The 19,743-nt window shown below is 49.6% G+C and carries 15 protein-coding genes; 9 read left to right on the top strand and 6 right to left on the bottom strand.

The features are described 5' to 3' along the window. Positions 1 to 26: 26 nt before the first annotated feature. The gene (locus tag AACT35_RS12215) at positions 27 to 272 is read right to left on the bottom strand and encodes a hypothetical protein (protein WP_099239723.1); all 246 of its coding nucleotides are present in this window, start codon (positions 270 to 272) and stop codon (positions 27 to 29) included. On the opposite strand from AACT35_RS12215, the gene AACT35_RS12210 reads away from it, so the two are divergent. Together AACT35_RS12210 and AACT35_RS12205 are read left to right on the top strand one after the other, a co-directional pair. Continuing rightward, positions 271 to 1,503, top strand: a complete 1,233-nt coding sequence (locus tag AACT35_RS12210; protein ID WP_099239721.1) for a hypothetical protein — start codon at positions 271 to 273, stop codon at positions 1,501 to 1,503. The genes AACT35_RS12215 and AACT35_RS12210 overlap by 2 nt on opposite strands. Before the next feature lie 24 nt (positions 1,504 to 1,527). Next, the gene (locus AACT35_RS12205; RefSeq protein WP_339374617.1) at positions 1,528 to 2,376 is read left to right on the top strand and encodes a mechanosensitive ion channel family protein; all 849 of its coding nucleotides are present in this window, start codon (positions 1,528 to 1,530) and stop codon (positions 2,374 to 2,376) included. A 33-nt stretch (positions 2,377 to 2,409) separates the two neighbouring features. Here the strand turns inward: AACT35_RS12205 and AACT35_RS12200 are convergent, their stop codons facing one another. Together AACT35_RS12200 and AACT35_RS12195 are read right to left on the bottom strand one after the other, a co-directional pair. Beyond that, positions 2,410 to 4,212, bottom strand: a complete 1,803-nt coding sequence (locus AACT35_RS12200) for a GAF domain-containing sensor histidine kinase (RefSeq protein ID WP_099239717.1) — start codon at positions 4,210 to 4,212, stop codon at positions 2,410 to 2,412. A 29-nt stretch (positions 4,213 to 4,241) separates the two neighbouring features. After that, positions 4,242 to 4,583, bottom strand: a complete 342-nt coding sequence (locus AACT35_RS12195; RefSeq protein ID WP_030007807.1) for a hypothetical protein — start codon at positions 4,581 to 4,583, stop codon at positions 4,242 to 4,244. Positions 4,584 to 4,782: 199 nt separating this feature from the next. On the opposite strand from AACT35_RS12195, the gene AACT35_RS12190 reads away from it, so the two are divergent. Both AACT35_RS12190 and AACT35_RS12185 read left to right on the top strand, forming a co-directional pair. Next, positions 4,783 to 6,330 carry a M16 family metallopeptidase gene (locus tag AACT35_RS12190; RefSeq protein ID WP_099239715.1) on the top strand — a complete coding sequence of 516 codons (1,548 nt, stop codon included), beginning with the start codon at positions 4,783 to 4,785 and terminating at the stop codon, positions 6,328 to 6,330. Positions 6,331 to 6,944: 614 nt separating this feature from the next. Continuing rightward, positions 6,945 to 9,512: a hypothetical protein gene (locus AACT35_RS12185; protein WP_143596797.1), complete on the top strand. Its 2,568-nt coding sequence runs from the start codon at positions 6,945 to 6,947 to the stop codon at positions 9,510 to 9,512. A gap of 346 nt (positions 9,513 to 9,858) precedes the next feature. Here the strand turns inward: AACT35_RS12185 and AACT35_RS12180 are convergent, their stop codons facing one another. Further along, positions 9,859 to 10,212: a hypothetical protein gene (locus tag AACT35_RS12180; RefSeq protein ID WP_099239711.1), complete on the bottom strand. Its 354-nt coding sequence runs from the start codon at positions 10,210 to 10,212 to the stop codon at positions 9,859 to 9,861. 357 nt (positions 10,213 to 10,569) lie between these two features. Between AACT35_RS12180 and AACT35_RS12175 the strand changes: the two genes are divergently transcribed. The 3 genes from AACT35_RS12175 to AACT35_RS12165 all read left to right on the top strand — a co-directional run bounded on the left by AACT35_RS12175 (position 10,570) and on the right by AACT35_RS12165 (position 15,274). Beyond that, positions 10,570 to 12,276 carry a mechanosensitive ion channel family protein gene (locus AACT35_RS12175; RefSeq protein WP_099239709.1) on the top strand — a complete coding sequence of 569 codons (1,707 nt, stop codon included), beginning with the start codon at positions 10,570 to 10,572 and terminating at the stop codon, positions 12,274 to 12,276. A gap of 67 nt (positions 12,277 to 12,343) precedes the next feature. Continuing rightward, positions 12,344 to 14,743, top strand: coding sequence for an endonuclease MutS2 (locus AACT35_RS12170; protein WP_099239707.1), 2,400 nt, complete (start codon positions 12,344 to 12,346; stop codon positions 14,741 to 14,743). 72 nt (positions 14,744 to 14,815) lie between these two features. Next, positions 14,816 to 15,274, top strand: a complete 459-nt coding sequence (locus AACT35_RS12165) for a phosphate-starvation-inducible PsiE family protein (RefSeq protein ID WP_030007941.1) — start codon at positions 14,816 to 14,818, stop codon at positions 15,272 to 15,274. Between the two features lie 76 nt (positions 15,275 to 15,350). On the opposite strand, the gene AACT35_RS12160 is transcribed toward AACT35_RS12165, so the two are convergent. Beyond that, a complete protein-coding gene (locus AACT35_RS12160) occupies positions 15,351 to 16,157 on the bottom strand; it encodes a hypothetical protein (protein ID WP_065717075.1) in 807 nt (268 codons plus the stop codon). A 95-nt stretch (positions 16,158 to 16,252) separates the two neighbouring features. Here AACT35_RS12160 and murG point away from each other — a divergent pair, with 95 nt between their 5' ends. Then, complete coding sequence (gene murG, locus AACT35_RS12155; protein ID WP_216820548.1) at positions 16,253 to 17,314, top strand: undecaprenyldiphospho-muramoylpentapeptide beta-N-acetylglucosaminyltransferase; 1,062 nt, start codon at positions 16,253 to 16,255, stop codon at positions 17,312 to 17,314. Here murG and AACT35_RS12150 read toward each other — a convergent pair. Continuing rightward, positions 17,298 to 19,103, bottom strand: coding sequence for a protein phosphatase 2C domain-containing protein (locus tag AACT35_RS12150; protein ID WP_099239703.1), 1,806 nt, complete (start codon positions 19,101 to 19,103; stop codon positions 17,298 to 17,300). The genes murG and AACT35_RS12150 overlap by 17 nt on opposite strands. Before the next feature lie 146 nt (positions 19,104 to 19,249). Between AACT35_RS12150 and AACT35_RS12145 the strand changes: the two genes are divergently transcribed. After that, entirely contained in the window at positions 19,250 to 19,687 is a 438-nt protein-coding gene (locus tag AACT35_RS12145; protein ID WP_099239701.1) for an NfeD family protein, read from the top strand. Positions 19,688 to 19,743: the final 56 nt, after the last annotated feature.

Here is a 19,743-nt window from a genome sequence, read left to right as displayed (position 1 = left end):
CTGATTCTCTCTTCTGTGATAACGAATCACCCTGGCAATAAACGATTTTTTGTATATTTCTTAAAAACGACAAAGATATTAATTCGCGACGAAATTGTGGCGATCGCCGGAGGAGCCATTGGGTAAAATGACGCAATCTTGATGAAAAAGTCGGCTGCTCTGCAAATATCCCCTAAAATGGCGGACAAATTGTGAGCAAATGGGCTTGATAACGATGATTCCTCCGGGAATGGATTGGCGATCGCCCTGTAGCTTTCCCCTACCGATGCCATGGCACCTCTTTTTGTTGACTCCCTCAAACAGCAGTTCCACACCTGGTTTACCCAGCAGCAGGCAACCACGGAAGAAGCTGCCGACTTGGTAGAACTCCCCGATACCCTGTCCCTCCAGTTGGCGCGTCAACTGGAAACCCTGGCGAGTCCAGAGGGCTATTGTGCGCCTGTCAAAACCTCCATTACCGAGGCCATTGAAACTTGGCAAACCAATTTAGAAGCCCCCAACAGTTTTGTGCTCCTGGGCAATCCCGTGGAGCCGCTCCCCAAAATTTTGAGTGAGAGTATTCCCCGCCAAACTTTCCCTGATCTGGAAATCCTCACTCCCCTGGATTGTCTACAGCGCCCCCTCCACCCCAGACACATTAGCCAACAGATCCAAAAAGCCCTAGAACTTTATCCCCAGATTGATCTCAGCCCAGGCGATCGCCAAGATCAGCCCACTGTGGATCAACTAGAACAACGGCAAACCCTGGTGATTATTCCCTGTCTAGAGCAATGTTTTCTCCGGTGTATTGGCGGTTGGGAAGGCATTGAGACCCTCCGGGATATCACCATTCAAAATCGCCACTGTTTCTGGATCATGAGTTGTAACCATTGGGCCTGGGACTTTCTGGATTTTGTGGGACAAATTAGCGCCTATTTTAGCCATGTGGACACCCTGCCTAAGTTAAAAGGGGAAACGCTCCAGACTTGGTTAGAACCCATTGCCCAGGTGGTTTTGCCACCCCCTAATGTCCCCGAAGACCCGCCAGAGGATACGGCTGAATCAGGTTCTCCTAAAGGGGAGCGTCTCGATGATTGGCAAAATCTCGCTAGTCAAGCCGACGGCACAGGTCAAATCGCCGCAAATCTTTGGCTCCAAAGCTTACGGATTCACCAAGAGCAAATCGAGCAACACCCAAACCTCCAATTTGATTTCGACGCAACAGATCCGCACCAACAGCCCCTCACCCTTGAGAGTATTAAACCAGCCCTACCCAGTCTTCCTAGCTTAGCCAGTGGTGATCTCTACATTCTCCATTCTGTCTTGATCCATGGCCAAATTAGCCGCGCCCATCTGGCCTTGAGTTTGGGAGAATCCCGGAATCGCATCCAAGCGCGGATCCAGTGGCTCCTCCGCCAGGGGGTGTTGCGGGAAAATCAAGGGGCCCTCTCCATCCAAGCGGCCCACTATATCCGCCTCAAAAGTGAGCTGGCCAATAACAATTTTTTCGTGGGGGAAGATTAATCGATGGGAGTATCCTTTGTGCCGATGTCTGAATGGTTCACCCTCTTGGCCCAGGTTGACCCGCCTGAAAATTTATCCCAAAGACTTTTAACGGATTTCACGATCCAAAAAATCCTCCGGGCTGTGCTGGCGATCGCCATTGCCTATGGCACGATGGCCCTGATCCAAGGCACCATTAACTGGTTGTCGGAACGGGTGCCCCGACGCTTGCGGCTCTTGATTAAACAATCAATCCCCTTCTGGAAGGGCTTGATCCTAATTTTAATCCTCGCTTATCTGCTGAACTTATTTTTTAATCTCTCCCAAAACAATCTCATTGCCCTAACCGGCACCATCGCTGTGGCCTTGGGTTTTGCCTTTAAGGATTATGTCAGTTCGATCATTGCCGGAGCCGTGGCCTTGTTTGAAGCGCCCTACCGCGTTGGTGATCGCATTAAAATTGGCGAACATTATGGCGAGGTCGTTGGCTATGGCTTGCGGGGGATTCAGATCCAGACCCCCGACGATAACCTCGTCACCATTCCCCATAACAAAACCTGGACAGAGGCGGTTTCCAATGCCAATAGCGGTCAACTCGAAGCCCAGGTCGCCACGGACTTTTTCTTTGGCCATGGCGTTGATGTGGAGCAGGTGATCCAAATTCTCTACCAAGCGGCCTACAGCAGCAAATATACCCAGCTTAAGTTGCCGATTGTGGTGGTGATGCAAGAAAAAATGTGGGGCACCCAATTTAAGCTCCGTTGCTATCCCATGGATGCGAGGGATGAATTTATCTATAAAACGGATTTAATCCGTCGCGCGAAACAAGCCTTCGCCCACCAAGGTCTGCCTTATCCGAGGCTTGTGCCCCAAACCGTGGATGCAGAGGAGTAAGTCGTTAATTATATTGATCTAAAAATTCGCCCGTTAAAACCCGGCGATCACCTGGGGAAAATCCAATAGAAAGCACGTGCGGTAATCATTGCGGTGAGGATTGGGGTCACTAGAAACGGTAATGCTACCTTCTAAATGTTCAACAATGGTTTTCACGAGGGCGAGACCAAGACCAGTACCAGGAATGGCCTGGGCTGTGGCCCCGGTGCCCCGACGAAATTTATCAAAAATTTGGGATTGTTCTTCGGTGTGGATGGCGGCCCCATCGTTACAAAGGCGGATTTGAATCCGGGCGGGCGATCGCCCCAAATATTCAACGCTGAGGGTAACGTTACTCTTGGGGGTGGCATATTTCCCGGCATTGGTGAGGAGTTCACTCATGGCATTGAGAAACTGTTCTGGATCCGTCTCAAATTGCAATTTTGTGCTGAGAGCCTTGGGCTTAAACCGGAGGTGAAACTGGAGTTGTTTGAGGGGAGTCCAACGATCTTGGAACTTTTGCACAAGCTCTGAGAGGGCCGGGCCGAGGGCGAGGCGTTGGGGTTTGAGGGCAAATTCACTGGCCTCTGCCTGTTGGAGCTGGAGCAGGTCGTGGATGAGTTTGCTTTCTCGGTTGAGTTCTTGATCGAGGATGTTTAAATAAGTCCGTTGTTTTTCTAGCGATCGCCCCGGTTGTTTGAGCATTTTAATCGCCAGCTTCATCGTTGCCAGGGGGGTATTGAGTTCGTGACTAACAGTGCTCAAAAAATCATCCTTCAAGCGATTAAGGTGCCGCAGTTGTTGAATTTGGTGCCGCATCTGTTGACTAAGTTTCGCCTGGACTTCAAGGCTCCATTTCAATTGACTCGTGCGTTCTTCGACCAGGGATTGCACCTGCCGGAGGGCCTGGTGGTGGATCATCGTGCGGCCCAATTGGTGAGCAATGCTGGCCATGGTTTGAATTTCTTCGGGGAGCCATTGTCGGGGCGATCGCTGGGCCAAAATCACAAAGCCTAAGACCGGTTGACTGTGCTGGGAAGACAGTTGCCCACCCATTAACGGGGCAAAGAGTAGGCTACGAACTTGGGATCGCACCAGAGGAGATTGCCAGGGATGGGTTGTGGTATCGGCGATCGCCCACACCAGAGGCGCTTTTTGCCAAGCCACCTGACAGAGTTCACAGTCCTGGAGCGACCATTGGGTCGGCAGCTCAGACCAGCTAGACTTGAGCTCCAAAGTATCCGTCGGATCGGGTTCCTGTCGTTGACGGAGGGGATTCGCTGATTTGAGTAAAAGGATACCTCCCTGCTCGACGCCGAAAATTGTTTGGAGTTGGGTGCTGGCGGCCTGAAATAATTTTGGTGTGTCTTGAATTTCATCAATGAGCTGCTGAATTTCCCGCTGGGCCTGTTGGTACTGTTGGCAGTTGACGATGCGGTTTTGCTGGGCCAAGATCCCAAGGGCCAACTGGAGCGGTGGACGGAGTGCCTCAAGGGTGTTTATCTGGGGTAAGGTTTGGGACTGACAACCGAGCCATAGATAACCCTGGGCCTGCTGTGCGGGGAGGGGCACAGTGGCGATCGCCTCCAGACCCTGGGCCATCAGAGTGTGGTAAGGCGTGTGACGTAAATCGGTATAGGTGCAAATGTCAGGATGAAATTCTTGGGGTAGAACAAAATTGACATCGGCTAGGTTCGTGGGCCAGGTCTCGGTCAGGCTTTGGGATGGGCTTAAATCGACCCTCAAACAAACCCAGTCCACCTGTAACTGCCGGGCGATCGCCGCCGTTAGGCGGGCTAAAAGGCGCGGGGATGAGATGCCAAATTCTAAGCAGTCGTAGAGGGCAGCGGAGACCATGGTTTCGCCTGAAATATCTTGCTCTACTTTTATTCTTCCCCGTCATCCTCAGAATCATTCTCTAAAGCTTCTGACTCCACCGCCAAAAACTTTTCCAAAATAAACTGTAACTTCGGCCGCGCAATGTAGGGCCATCCCCCTTCCGTTTCCATGTCCCGCAGGATGTTGTACAGATCCCGCCGCCGTTCCGGGAGACTCGGATAAAAATAATCTTCAGAAATTTGACGATGGGTGAATTCTAGTTCGCGCAAAATCTCCAGGAGCCTTTCCCCATTGCCTTCATATTGGGCGGCGATCGCTAATAATTCCTGCTGGATACGGTCAAGTTGTTCAGAGAGATTAGCGGCAGAATCAGGGGAAACCATGGGCATCGAAAATCAAGGATAGGACAAAGTAGACCCGTCGATCTTACTATTTATTCCCGCCAAAATTTGCCAGGGAGTCGCCCATTTCTCCGGTTTTCAGGGGATCAATGCCGCTATCTTCCGATCTAACCCGTCGGGCATTCCAAAAACTTTCCTTTAGAATAGGACGAGAATATTTTCTTCAAGATCATCACCAAAAATCTCCATGTTTAAAGGGTTGTTCCGTCGTAGATTACTCGCCAGTTGCTTAATCGCCGTGATCAGTTGGCAACTTTCCCCCGCCATCAGTTGGGCCCAGGTTCCTGGTGTGACCCCCTCGATTCAACCCTACCTCGACCAAGTCATTGAAAATATCACCGAATTTACCCTCGACAATGGCCTGCAATTTATCGTGCTCGAAGACCGGAGCGCCCCCGTCGTTTCCTTTGTCACCTATGCCGATGTGGGCGGCGTCGATGAACCCGACGGCAAAACAGGGGTGGCCCACTTCCTCGAACACCTCGCCTTCAAGGGCAGCACAAACCTCGGCACCACCAACTACGAGGCCGAACAAGTCCTATTAGATCGTCTTGATCGACTCTTTGACCAAATGCAGCAAGCCAAGGAAGCTGGCGACATGGCTCAGTTCGAGACCCTTGAAACCGAATTTCAGCAGGTGCAAGCAGAAGCCAACGAATATGTCATCCAAAATGCCTTTGGCCAAGTGGTTGAAGCCGCTGGGGGGGTTGGGTTAAATGCCGCCACGTCCGCCGACTATACCCAATACTTTTACAGTTTTCCTAGCAACAAATTAGAACTGTGGATGTCCCTCGAGTCGGAACGCTTTTTAGATCCTGTTTTTCGGGAATTTTATAAAGAGCGGGAGGTGATCCTCGAAGAACGGCGGATGCGCACGGATAATTCTCCCATCGGCAAAATGGTCGAAGTCTTTCTTGATACGGCCTTTTCGACTCACCCTTACCGTCGTCCGGTGATCGGTTATGACGAAGATATTCGTAATCTGACTCGCCAAGACATTAAGGATTTCTTTGCGGAACACTACACCCCCGATAACCTCACCATCGCCATCGTGGGAGATGTAGACCCCACCCAGGTCAAAGCCATGGCAGAGGTTTACTTTGGTCGTTTCCCCAAAGCTGCGGCCCTGGAGGAACCGCTAATTCCCGTGGAGCCAACCCAAACAGAAACCCGTTCTGTCACCCTCGAACTGCCCAGCCAACCGTGGTACTTGGAAGGCTACCATGCGCCCCAGTTAACGGATCCAGACTATGTGGTGTACCAAATTATCGCTTCGATTCTCAGCAATGGCCGCACATCCCGTTTGTACAAGTCCCTCGTGGAAGAACAACAGGTGGCCCTGAATGCGGAAGGGTTTAATGGTTTTCCCGGCGAAAAATATCCGAATATTATGTTGCTCTATGCCCTCACAGCTCCAGGAAAAACCGTAGATGATGTGGCTGCGGCCTTTGCGGCGGAATTGGAACGCTTGAAAACAGAGCCAGTGAGCCCTGAGGAGCTAGAGCGGGTAAAAACTCAAGCGCGGGCCAGTCTGTTGCGATCGCTAGATTCGAATATGGGGATGGCCCGTCTGTTGGCGACCTATGAAGTGCAAACGGGAGACTGGCGGGAGTTGTTCACGGAGCTAGACCGCATTGCTGCGATTACCGCAGAGGATGTGCAACGGGTTGCCCAGGAAACATTCACTCCAGAAAATCGCACCGTTGGGAAGTTGTTGTCGGCACCGACGGAATAGAGACGGAATAAAGGCGATCGCCTCAGAATCAAAAAATGCGGTGCGAGTACATCCCAAAGAGTTAAAGGCCTTTACCTTTGTGTGTAGATACACTCTACTGAAACCATAGAGGTAAATTATCGTGGGTCAAAACTGACACGCTATTAATTGACTAATGAAATACAGCCAAAGTGTTTACACATACCAATGCAAACACTTCACAGGACTATGAGTTGTGGGGAGTGTTATGTTCAAATCACGAAATATTAAGAATAGCTACAAAGTGTCACAAACAATTCTCGAAACAGTGATTTATGCAAGTTTAGGTGTGGTTTTAAAGTATTAGGACAAAAATCATCGATAAAACTTGCGCTTTTCATAACAAATAGTAATCAAGAGCCTAGTTTATCTAGCTATTCACCACTTCAAATCAACTATTTTGTCAAATAAATAAAAAGCAATCGGTCTAAGGGTAGATTTCCGATCGTCTTGAATTTTTGATGAAGAGTGGTTGAAAAATAAAGTAGCTCATCTAATATGTGAAGAATATTGTTTCACTTGTTAAATAAGTTTGGATTCCCTCGGATTTTTCGGGAAGTCTACGTAAAATAGAAGCATAATTTTGGTGTGTGGGTATGAACTTCAAGAATTTAAAACAAGTCAAAGGTATTAGGGCAGTAGTCTATACTGCAATCCTTCTATCTTGTGGCCCTATCTTCGCGGCTTCAGCGAATCCGGCAGAGCATCTTCTCTCAGACTCCAGCCCGATCATAGAAAGACAAGAAAACAAAAGACGCGTCAAACCTCAGTCCGTCCCTGAGCTTGAAACTCGACAACAGACAAGTTTGATTGCTCAATCTGGTAGTGGTGCTTCATCGACAGGACAATCATCGCTTCCTAGTGTTGATGAAGCCGGGGACACAAGTGTTTCAGAACCCGGTTCTCCCTCTAATCTCAGAAATGTTGATGAAGAATTAGAGCAGCTGCTCTCTGAGCCAGACGAAGTATCGCCAGAGTCAGAAGTTGGTGACGAAAGTATCGTCGGGGAAGGAGAGGATCCAGAACAAGAGCTAGAAGATATTCTTTCTGAATCAGACAATCAGAGCGAAGACACTGACGTACAAGTCATTTCTGACAGTCAGCTTCGAACGTTAAATCCCCGGTATTCCACTGTTTATCTGGACGAACTTCCTGTTTCTCACCTCTCTGACCTAGAGGTATCGACTAATATTCTCAGTGGAGATTTCACTATTCGGGACACCGGTTTCCAAATCCTGCAAAATTTAGGGTCTAGTACGAGCGCCAGTGTTGAAGATAATGTCTTAACCACAGAATTCCATGGGAATTTTCTCCAAGTCAAGACAGCCCAACAGCTTAGAGAAGTGACGACAACATTGGAAGTGCCTGTAACAATCCAGGGCTTTCGTATTCGATTTAGTCTTACTGGCTCCTGTGAGCTAGTACCTCAAGCAGGTGAAAATCCACCAGATGGTTCTATCTGCAGCTATACACCACCGGTAAGACTTGTTTATGATGAAAATGAACCGACAAATCTGATTCCTACAGATATTCTGCTTGGGGATGACATTCCTGATGGCTATCAATTTGGAGAGATTGTTCCTGCGTCAGATGGCGATGGTGAGCCTATTCCGGGATCCCTACTAGCTAGAATTGAAGAGGCAGATGGGGATGGTTACATTGGCTCTGTAGAAACTTTGTTGGAAGGTGAGAAGCAGTTAGGTATTGATGTGGATGTACGCAATTCTGGTTTTGCTGAAGATACGAGCCGAGACCGGTTTACCAGAAGATCTGAAGAAATTGATTATGTGGTAACGACCAAACTCGCCAATGTCCGGCAAGTCATCAAGCAGAACAGCGAAGAAGCTGTTTTAGGTCGTACCGTCCGGGCGCTCAACATTATCCCCAATGATGAAAGTGTTGAGTTGGATATTGTTGCCCAGCTTGCGAGTATTTGGTTGCCGGACGCAGAGCCTACTCTAGAAGGAACAGACGAACCCTACAACGCTAATATTAACGTTAATATTTTTAGAGCGGCCGATGCAGCTAGAGTGCCGGCGAATAGCTTTGCTTGGTATCATGCGGGTATTGCTAAAGCAGAAAGTCTGCCCCCATTAGCACCAGGTGAAGAACGTAAATTATCAGACATTCCAGTTGGTCGCTATAACGGGATCTGGCTTGGTTTATCACCGGTAATTGATCGCAGTTTTGAAGTAACCGAGAACGGAACTCGTTTTAGAAATATCTCGGCACCACGTTTAGTAGATTCTGTATTTGAAGAAGCTGGTTCAGGTGATCTCGACGAAGAGCAAATCAATGTTGATATCTTTGGTTTGTTTTTGGATGAGTTTGGAGAAGTAACAGATATCATCGACTTTGACTTTAGCGATATTCCGGATGCTTATACCCAGGTAGGTCTTGACATTTTCGAGAGAGATGCGATCGCCCCTAATACTCTTGTTTATCGTGAACGAACAAACTACATTCCCCATGTAAGTTTCACCGGAACTAAAGTTGATGCTCGCAATCGTAAGCGCTATTACACTGGTCTGCTTTGGGACTATACCGAAGGAGAATCAGGGCAAAAGTTCCGTTCTTATCTAGGAGCTGATTATCAATATCTCAATCCAGAGAGAGGTGTGCGAGCCTTTACTGGTTTGATTGGTTACATTAATCCTGACCGAGACTACTACAGTCAAGTTTGGGGTGAAATTGCCAAAACGTTTAGTTCAGCTGATAAAAATACCAGCTTTACTCTCGGCACATCTCTCGTTTATGCCATTGACCAAGCAGACGACATTGGTAACGATATTTTCGTTGATGCAGACGCCAGTAAGTTTTTATTAAGTGCCGGTGCTCGTTTTGGTTCCATCAGACTGGGTGTGGATCAAAATATTGACTTTTTCCCGAATTCTGATGATGCAAGCACAGTTTTATCCGCAGGCATTGACTTTGGAGAAAGTGTTACCTTTGCTGGTTTTTATACTCCCTACGATGAAGGCAATAATGTCGCTCTAGTGGGAGCAAACTTGGGTTTCCGCTTCGGCACTGACTACAATAGCCCAAGATTATCTCTGGGGTGGAGTCAAAATGAGTATCGATTTGATACTAATAACTTTATTGATAATCGTTACACTTTGACCTTCCGTGTTGGTCGACCTGGCAATCCGTTTGGTCCTCGGTAAGAGTCAATTTAAGTTCCTCCATTCAAAAAGCAGAAAGATGGCGAAAAGTAAATTTTTCGCCATCTTTATTTTTATTCTTAGTACTATTAACAAATAACAGTTTAGATATCGCAACCTTGTTATTGACAAGTTATTTTTAAGAGCTTATTTTTATATTCCTCATTTTTAAGATCGAGGATAAATTGTCTAACAACAAGCACGAAGATTAAGACACGGCCAGATAATCTGAGAGAATGTGTTTCTGGAAATTACTTACACATTAATCAAACCATAAAAATAAGGCTTAGATACAGTATCTAAGCCTTTGCCTTTAAAACAAGGTTATTAAACCAAAGACCAAACAGTATTAGTCTTCACCAATAGTGAATTCGACGACTTCCTCTTCACCATCGAAGGGATTTAGTTCGTTAACTTCGATAAATACGGAAGTTTCAGCATTACCGATAGCATAACCTTGGGTAATGACAATGTCGGGACCAAAAGGAATCTGTACAGCAGCAGCGCCGGTTGCAGCAGCGGCATAGCCGTCACCAAAAGCAACAGAGCCAGAGAAGCCGGTTTGGTCAGTGCCAAAACCACCGACAACTTCCTGATCTACAAAGGAAACGGAAGCAGCGAATTCAGCTTTTGCGGAAGAGGCAAAACCGAGAGAAAGAGCAGCAGCACCAGCGGCAACAGCAGCGATTTTTACAAAGTTCATTTTTGTTTCTCCAATAATCAAAATTTTGAATGTGTAATTGGATGGAGCTTATACTTAATATATAGCCCCTTACTCTAGTAAATATACCCCACTTCCCCAAAAAAACGATCATTCTTTATAAGAAATTTACGTTTAATTGTTGTGAGTAATTAATATTTTTTTTGTTAAAAATCAGTCAAGTTAACAACTACATTGAAAGCTTTTTTTTTTCAAGTATCCCAGGGAAGAATCTTTACGTAAGTATAACTTTGACAGCAAGGGCAGTTAGTTTTCGTGTACTGCTTATGGGTTTGGGTTGTTAATTAGATTGTTTTTGGCCAAAAATAAAGATTGAAGTTTCCATAACACCTTGCATTTGTGAAAGTTACTAAATTTTTATATAGTCACTTATTCAAAATTTGGCGATCGCCTTTTCTCCTTTTCCTCTCCTCCTGCCTGCTGGTGATCAGCCTCAGCCTTGGATTGCAGCAACCAGCGGGGGCGATTTTTGGTCTACCCTTACCGGAAGCAGATCTAGGGGAGGTGTTGCCGAACAATGGTCAGGAGCTAATCGTCGATCGGTGTGTGTATTTGGATGGCCACTGTATTTTTAAGGTGGCGGCCCCCCGTTCGGAACTTTCGACACGGCTAAACTATATCCAAACCCAGCTCAACCGAATTAAACGGGTGTATGACGCGGAAAATGCCCCAAACATTCAAGTGATACCTGTTGGATCTGAGGGGGAAGCGAACGGTGATCTAGAAAATAATATTCAAATCCAGGTGGGAGATGATGAATCCATCCGCTTGATGACCGTGACCCGCTGGGACGCACAACTGAGTGGCGAAGATATTGAAGGACGCACCGAGCAAATTATTGGTCAGATTGAAAGTGCCTTAGACCGGGCTCAGCTTGAACGAACGGACACATTTTTAAAACAACGGGTGGCGATCGCCATTGGTGTTGCCGTGGTGGCCTTAATCCTAGAAATTTTCGGGCGGCGCTGGCAGCGTAAACTCCACAAACAACAGGAGCGGGAAGCAGAATTTCCCCAAGGTAATACGACCCTCATTTCAATTCAACTGAGCCAACGGCAAAGCAACAACCTCCGGGAAGTCAAAGTCCGTTTGAGCCAACTGCTTCAGGGAGGCGCGATTACCGCAGCCATTTTTATTAACTTGGGCTTATTTCCCCAAACGCGGATTGCCCAGGTTTGGCTGTTGGGCATTTTTAGATATCCTCTTTGGCTCGCCTTGATCGCCCTAGTGAGTTACTTACTAATCCGACTGAGTTATGCGTTGATTGCCAAATTTAACCAACTCCTGGCCGATGGTGCCCTCGAAGCGTTTACGTTCATCACCCAAGAGTCGAACCAACGGCTAGAACTGCGGGTACAAACCTTTTCCCAGGTGATGCGCAGCGTCGTCACCCTGATTATTTTAGTGATTGCCCTGCTGGTCTTTTTTTGGTCGATTAATATCAATATCGCGCCCCTCCTTGCCGGGGCCGGGATCATTGGTTTGGCGGTGTCCTTTGCGGCCCAAAATTTACTCAAGGATATTATCAATGGTTTTTCGATTATCCTCGAAGACCAATATGCCGTTGGCGATGTGATTAATGTGGGCTCGGTGACGGGTTTAGTCGAAAATATCAACCTCCGCATTACCCAAATTCGGGATGCAGAAGGCCGCTTGATTACGATTCCCAATGGAGAAGTGCGGATCGTCGCTAACCTTTCAAATCAATGGTCACGGGCCGATCTCAATATTCCGGTGCCCTATGAAACTGATGTAGATTTTGCCCTCAAGGTGTTGGGGGAAGTGGCCGAACAAATGTATACGGATCGAGATTGGCGATCGCGCATTATTGAAGCGCCCTTAGTCCTGGGGGTGGATAATTTCAATGAGCGGGGCATGGTGATCAAGCTGTGGATCAAAACTTTGCCCCTAAAACAGTGGGAAGTGTCACGGGAATTTCGGCGACGGGTCAAAATTGCCTTTGAAAAAGCGGGAATCATTATTCCTGTCTTCCAGAGTGATGTGTGGCTCCACGGTACAGATCAGCCATTGGAGCCTCCCCATTAAGGGCGATCGCCTTGCTCAATTCATTTTCTATATAATTGAACTCTGCCGTATTTCCCCTTAACTGTCCTTGACTGAGATCCAAGCCGAAACCCTTAAACTTCTCGAATGGCAACGCCTGTGCCAACATTTATCGACCTTTGCCGCAACCAAGTTAGGGGCGATCGCCGCGCAGCATTTGGTTTTTCCCCAGAGCCAAGCAGACAGTGAGATTCTCCTGGCCCAAACCGTCGAAATGCAGGCCTTAGATGGAGCGGTGGACAACGGCGTTTCCTTTGAGGGGATTGGTGATATCAGTGATGCTTTGGAGCGGGCGACCGTGGGCGGGCTGATCACTGGCAAAGATTTATTGCTCATTGCCACCACCCTGGCCGGAGTGCGTCGTTTGCGGCGCTTAGTGGAAAATGCGGAACTAGAACTCCCCCAACTGACGCGCCTGGTTGAGCAGGTGCGCACCTACCCGGAATTAGAACAAGATATTCACCATTGCATCGATGACCGGGGAGATGTTACAGACCGAGCCAGCCCGAAGCTCGAAGGAATTCGCGTCAAAATCAAAGGGGCCAGGGAGCAGATTTACCAAACCTTGCAGCGGATCATGCAGCGGCACAGTGGCTCCATCCAAGAAGCAGTCATTACCCAGCGGGGCGATCGCTTTGTGTTACCCGTTAAGGCAGGGCAAAAAGAACAAATTCCTGGCATCGTCCACGATATTTCTAGCACGGGCTCGACCCTTTACATCGAACCCAAGGGGATTGTGGAGTTGGGTAATCGCCTCCGCCAGGCCGTAAAACAAGAGGAGCGGGAAATTGAAATTGTCCTGCGTCAGCTCACCGAAAAAGTGGCTGAGGTAGTCGAGGATCTCGAAAAACTCCTGGCGATCGCCACCACCCTCGATCTCGCCATGACCCGCGCTCGCTATAGTCTTTGGCTCGATGGGCATCCGCCCAAATTTATCGCCCCCGATCAACCGACAGTACTGCGGCAGTTGCGCCATCCTTTGCTGGTGTGGCAAGAGAAGCAAGAAGAAAGCCTGGAAGTTATCCCGATCAATGTGCAAATTCGCCCAGAAATCCGCGTTGTGGCGATCACAGGCCCCAATACTGGCGGCAAAACTGTCACCTTAAAGACTCTGGGAATGGCCGCGCTCATGGCGAAGGTGGGCCTTTTTATCCCGGCGATCGCCCCGGTGGAAGTCCCTTGGTTTGACCAGGTTTTAGCTGACATTGGCGATGAACAATCTCTCCAGCAAAGTTTATCGACTTTTTCCGGTCATATTCGCCGTGTGGGTCGCATTATCGAGGCCTTAGACCAGGAGAGTCAGAACAATCTTGTGCTCCTCGATGAAGTGGGGGCCGGCACCGATCCCACCGAAGGCAGCGCCCTGGCGATCGCCCTGTTGAAATATTTGGCAGACCAGACCCAGCTCACGGTGGCTACCACCCACTACGGGGAACTGAAGGCCCTGAAGTACGAGGATGAGCGCTTTGAAAATGCCTCGGTCGAATTTGACGAATATTCCCTCCGGCCCACCTACAAGTTGCTCTGGGGGATTCCGGGACGTTCCAATGCCTTGGCGATCGCCCAGCGTTTGGGCCTAGATGCGGAAATTGTGGAAACAGCCCAGGATCTGTTGGGGAATACCAATACCAATGTCAACGAGGTGATTGCCGCCCTCGAAGCCCAGCGGCGAGAACAGGAGCAAAAAGCCAAGGAAGCCGAAGCCCTCCTCAAACAGACCGAACGGTTCTATACGGAAGTTTCCAGTAAAGCCGCCGATCTCCAACGCCGGGAAGCAGAACTCAAACTCGCCCAAGACCAACAGGTACAAGCGGCGATCGCCGAAGCCAAAGCTGAGATTGCCCAGGTAATTCGCACCCTACAAAAGGGCCAGCCCACCGCCCAAAAAGCCCAGGTTGCCACCGAAGCCCTGGGGGACATTGCCGCGAGCAAAATGAGTCAACCCAAACGGAAAAAACCGGGTTATCAACCGCAATTGGGGGAAAAAATCCGCATTTCTAAGCTGGGACAAACCGCCGAGGTCATTGAACTAGACCCTGACAATAAAACCCTCGTCGCCCGTTTTGGGGTGATGAAAATGTCCCTCGATTGGACAGAAATTGAATCGCTCCAGGGCCAGAAAGTCGAAGCAGAACCCAAGCCAAAAACCCCGAAAAAACAAGCGCTCCCCAAAGCAAAAACCCCCGAAACCGTGACGGTGCGCACCACCCGCAATACCATCGATATCCGGGGACAACGGATGCACCAAGCAGAAAGTAGCCTCGAACAGGCGATCGCCAATGCCACTGCTGCGGGTTCCCAGGTCATTTGGATTATCCACGGCAAAGGTACCGGCAAGCTCCGGGAAGGCGTCCATGAATTTTTGAAATACCATCCCCAAATTCAGCGCTACGAACTCGCCGATCAAAAAGAAGGGGGGGCTGGCGTCACCCTGGCCTATTTTTCCTAAGAAGGCCGCATACTACAATATTTCCCTGGGAATCCTTTTGTACCAGAACACCACTCTAGCCCCAGGGACTCAATGCTCAAGCTCTTTAAACGCTACGAAAAATTAATGATTCAAATCTTGCTGGCGATGATGGCGATCGCCATTGGCTTAGCGACCCTGGATTTTGGCTGGTTCCTGTTCCAAAGTATTGCCGCCCCCCCAATACTGTTGTTAAACGCTGACCAACTGCTAGAAGTTTTTAGTCTCTTTATGCTGATCATTATCGGCATCGAACTTTTAGAGAGCATTATCAACACCTATCTTTCTAAGGGACGCCCCCATTTTGAGGTGGTTTTATCCGTCGCCATTATTGCGATCGCCCGGAAGGTAATTATCCTAGACATCAAAACCACCGATAGCGTGAGTTTATTTGGCATTGCTGCGATTATTCTTTCCCTGACGGTGGGCTATTACTTCATGAAACAAAGCCACCCCGAAGATGGGTATTCCCCCGACCTAGATCCGACCAAAGACCAAAAACCGCCCCAGTAGCGTTCTCAAACATTGAACACGGAGCGGTAATTGACGCTATTTAGAGATTTCACTCAAACAAAATTAGCCGGACAAACTATAGACCGTTGGCCTGGAGAGGCGCATCTTCAACCTTGACCCGGTGGGTGGTGAGCACCATGCCATCACTGCGTACCACCAGGGCCGAGTACCACATATCTCCCGCTTCGGTGGGGGCTTCTACCCGTTTAAAAATGCCGCCAGCAGGCAGAATATCCAGGTCAAAGGCCTCCGGATTCGTGTAGGTGCTACTGGTAATCGGTTCTTCGAGGGCACCCCCCAATAAAATCTCTTCCCCCAAGGGATCCTGCACAATCACATCAAAGCCAAAATCAGCGGCAGGGGCAACGGTTTCTGGGATTAAGACTTTCAAGGCGGGGGGATTGTCGCCACTGGTGAGGGTTGACGCTTCAGACAAAATATCTTGGCTAATCAATTTGTCCCCTTGGAATGTCTGTTGGGAACGGATTGTACTTTCATAATGAACCCAGCGGCCTGCTTGTTTCTTGAGGCCCCGCACTTGGGTTTCGGTTTCGGCCACGAGGCGATCGCCCGTTTGTTCCCAATTGAGGAGCTTGGTGTTGTAGCTCAGGCGGGGATACTCTTCCCAGAGTTGCGTTAACAAGTCCTGGAGATCCGTCTTGGTTAGCCCGTCGCTGTGGGTAAAATTCTCACCGTAGAAATTTAAGAGTTGTTCTAGTTGTTGGTCATTGGCGGCTTGGTCAATGTCTACCAAAAGATCCGTGAGGGAAGCTGGGGCAGTGGCCGGAGTGCGGGCCTCGCTGCGTAAACCAAATCCCAGGGTTAAAACTCCCGTGGCGATCGCCATGCCAAAAAACCGTTGCCAAGATTGCCAGTAGCCCATAAATTTTCGATCACTCCTTCAAGCGGACAAGTTCCCATCAGTTGATCAGAACGTGTAATCTATTCTAGAACCTGAGACGAAAAACGACTGAAATTGTGGCAAAGGCAGTGACCCGAATCTTGATGGCGGCCAGCGGCACCGGGGGACATCTCTTTCCGGCCCTGGCGGTGGCAGAAAAATTAACGGACTGTGAGATTGAATGGTTGGGGGTACGCGATCGCCTCGAAACGGATTTAGTGCCTAATCAATATCGCCGCCATGCGGTCACGGCCAAGGGACTCCAGGGCAACCCCCTCCAAAAGCTAGCCAATGGTTTGCAGTTGCTCGCGTCTATTTTTCAAACCTACAAAATTTTGGGCGATCGCCAAATTGATCTAGTCTTTACCACCGGGGGATATATTGCTGCTCCGGCAATCCTGGCGGCGCGACTGCGGCGAATTCCGGTGATCCTCCACGAGTCGAATGTACTTCCTGGTAAAGTGACCCGCCTGTTGGGGCAATATGCCACCGCTGTGATTGTGGGCTTTCAGGAGTCGGCCCAATATTTACCCAAAGCAAAAACCATTCACCTCGGCACCCCAGTGCGAGCCGAATTTCTCACGCCCCAACCCCTAGAGTTAGATCTTCCAGGCGATCGCCCCTTGATTTTGGCAATGGGAGGCTCCCAGGGGGCCGTGGGGATTAATCAATTGGTGCGTCAATGTGCGGGCCGCTGGCTCGAAGCCGGAGCCTCGATCGTTCATATCACCGGGAAAAACGACCCTGATGTTAGTCAGTTCCAAGCCGAAAACTATCTCACCTTACCCTTTGTTGAGAATATTGCTCCCCTCCTGCAACGGGCGGACGTGGTGATTAGTCGCTCCGGGGCCAGCGCCCTGACGGAATTAACCATTACCAAAACGCCGGCCATTCTGATTCCCTATCCCTACGCCGCCGAGGACCACCAAACCCTCAATGCCCAGGTTTTTGCGAAACACGAAGCCGCACTGTTAGCACCCCAGGCTGAATTAACCCCTGAATCTCTCACGGCGATGGTCTTGGGTCTATTGGGAGTACCGGGAAAACGGGAGGCGATCGCCGCCAATGTCGCTGCCCTAGGGATGCCAGAAAGTGCAGAAAAAATTGCTTATTTCCTGCGTACTACTCTACGTTTGTAGGGGTTTCAAGATTCGGATCACCCGGTTGCGTCGGTAGAGGTTCACGGTTTAACAGCCAGTTCAAACCAAAGGCCGCCAGGACTAACATCAAAAGAATCGCTACTAAACTCACTAAAATTAAGGTGAACTGGGACAGACTATTTTCCGCTTCTGGTTCCGACGCCAGTTCCGCCTCAAGGGTTGTGTCTAGGGCCAGATCCGGGGGGACAAATTCCGGCTCAAAGTCTTCAGGAGAAGAAGTGGTTTCAAGTTCCGGGGCCTGGGTGAAGGTGTCCGTTGTGAAGCGGTAGAAGGCGATCGCCGCCGTAATGTTATCTTCAGGATTTTTGGCGATCGCCTTCTCGATTAAGCTCTGGAGCAGGGCCGCCGGGGGCAAATGACCCTGGATAATCACCGGGGCGAAGGTCTGCCAATGGGACTCTAAAAATTGCTGGTCACTCAGGCCGTCGGAACAGACCACCAACACCCCATCTTCAGTAAACACGAAGCGGCGAATCACAGGATGGAGGCGATCGCCCCCTTTAATCCCTAGGGCTTGGGTGAGGGCCATGTGATCAGGACGCTGTAACCCTTGACGATAAATGGCCCGGCCCGCCTGGACTTCCCGACTGAGCACATCATCATCCACCGTCAAGCAAACGCATTGATCTTTAGTAAGCCAATAGGCCCGGCTGTCCCCCACCTGGGCAATGTAGAGTTCGTGGCTGTGGCTATCCTGGAGTTCGTCGGCCTTGGGTCTTTGGGGTACCTGGAGGGCAAGGGTTAGAGTAGTGGCCATGCGATCGCCCCCCGTGCGTCCTTCTTGGTCGTTACGTTCGGCGATCAAGTTATTTGTAATGCGAATGTAGGCCGCTAGCTGTTGTTCGATGACCGCCGGGGGAACCACTTCATCGGTATCGAATAGCCCTTGGAAGAAACCCGTCAATTGCAACTTGAGGGATTGAATTGCCAACTGACTCGCTACTTCACCTTGGCCATGACCTTCAACGCCGTCACACACCATTAGTAAATGATCACTCAAGGCTAGGGTTGCCGTAGGGGGAGCGGCTAAATCCTGGGTCGTGGGGTAGTGGGCATCTTGGTTGCTTGTGGGGAGTTTTCCCTGGTCGGTGGCACTGGCGATCGCCATTTGCAGATGTTGCTGGCTAGACTGCTCCAAAAGGAGCTGATTTAACCGGGGCAAAATAATCTCTAGATCTGCATCCGGTTCGCTAAAGCTTTCAATTAGTTCCGTCAGCATTGCTTGGAGTGGCGGCGTGCTTTCGGCCAGGAGCGATCGCCAGGGGGTTGCTAAGGCCCCTAAAGTGACAGGCGCACCAGGGGGATCGGCCAATAATTCCATCAGTCGGAGTCGCCAACCATCGACCCGGATATTTTCTAACGGCAAAAGGCTAGTGCCCATGGCCACGGCTGCCAAATCTTCCCAGAGATCGAGCATTTGCCACAGCCAATTTAACTGTTGCAGGGGAGAAGCATCGGCCCAGACCGATCCTAGGGCAGGCAGCAGTTCCCCTTGATTGTTAATTGGGATGTTGTCGAGGAGTAAAATTTCCCCTTCCGGAAGAGACAAAATATCGTAAATGCGGGGCAGGTGCAGTTGACGGGAATATAATTTGCCATAGCGTTGGGCCAGGTCATTGGGGGCTGTGCAGTCCGGTGGTGCTTCGGGCTTGGTGTCTTGCCAAATTTGCGGCGCAACCACCCAGTAGCGATCGCCAACAAGATCCGCTGCCTGAAAGGTTAACGCCAAGGAACCCGATGCTCGGAGATAAGGAAGAGTAATAGACATAAACTTTAGAAAACAGTACAGCGCACAAACAGCCCAGGCCCAGTAGTCAAGCTATGATGAAGTCAGCGGTCAATGGTGCTGACCCACGGAGGCCATCCCTGATCGAATTATATGGCGAAAAATCCCCAGTATTAGGGTCTCGGTGAATGCTCAATCCTTTAATGATCTGGTTAATTATTGGCGCGGTGCTTTGCTCCCTAGAGTTTATTTTTCCCACCGCCTTCATGGAGTTTATGCTAGGGCTTGGGGCCGTGGCCGTGGCTGTCATTGTGTATCTCATTCCGAGCCTGAATCCGAATATACAAATTTTTCTATGGCTGCTGTTTTCGACCATCGCCATTGTGAGTTCCCGCCGTTTTTTTACCCCCAAAACTTCCATGCGGACCCTCAGTGATGCTGCCGATGCCGAAACCCTAACGGCGATCGCCCCCGGTGAAGCTGGCCGCGTTTTGTACGAAGGCAACTCCTGGCGCGCCCGCTGCGCCGACGAAACCGTCACCATTGATCCCCATCAGACCGTTTATGTGCTACGTCGGGAAGGCACAACCTTGATTGTCATGCCCCGGCATCTCCTTGAACCCTAGGCCCATGTCCCCAACTCAAAAGAGGTTTAGTTAAGCTCAGTTAACCTGTAAGCAAT

Origin of the sequence: Synechococcus sp. BDU 130192 (assembly GCF_963876085.1) — a bacterium.
Taxonomy (GTDB): domain Bacteria; phylum Cyanobacteriota; class Cyanobacteriia; order Cyanobacteriales; family MRBY01; genus MRBY01.
The sequence above is the reverse complement of the archived record's forward strand: the minus strand, read 5'-3'. Positions and strand labels throughout refer to the sequence as shown.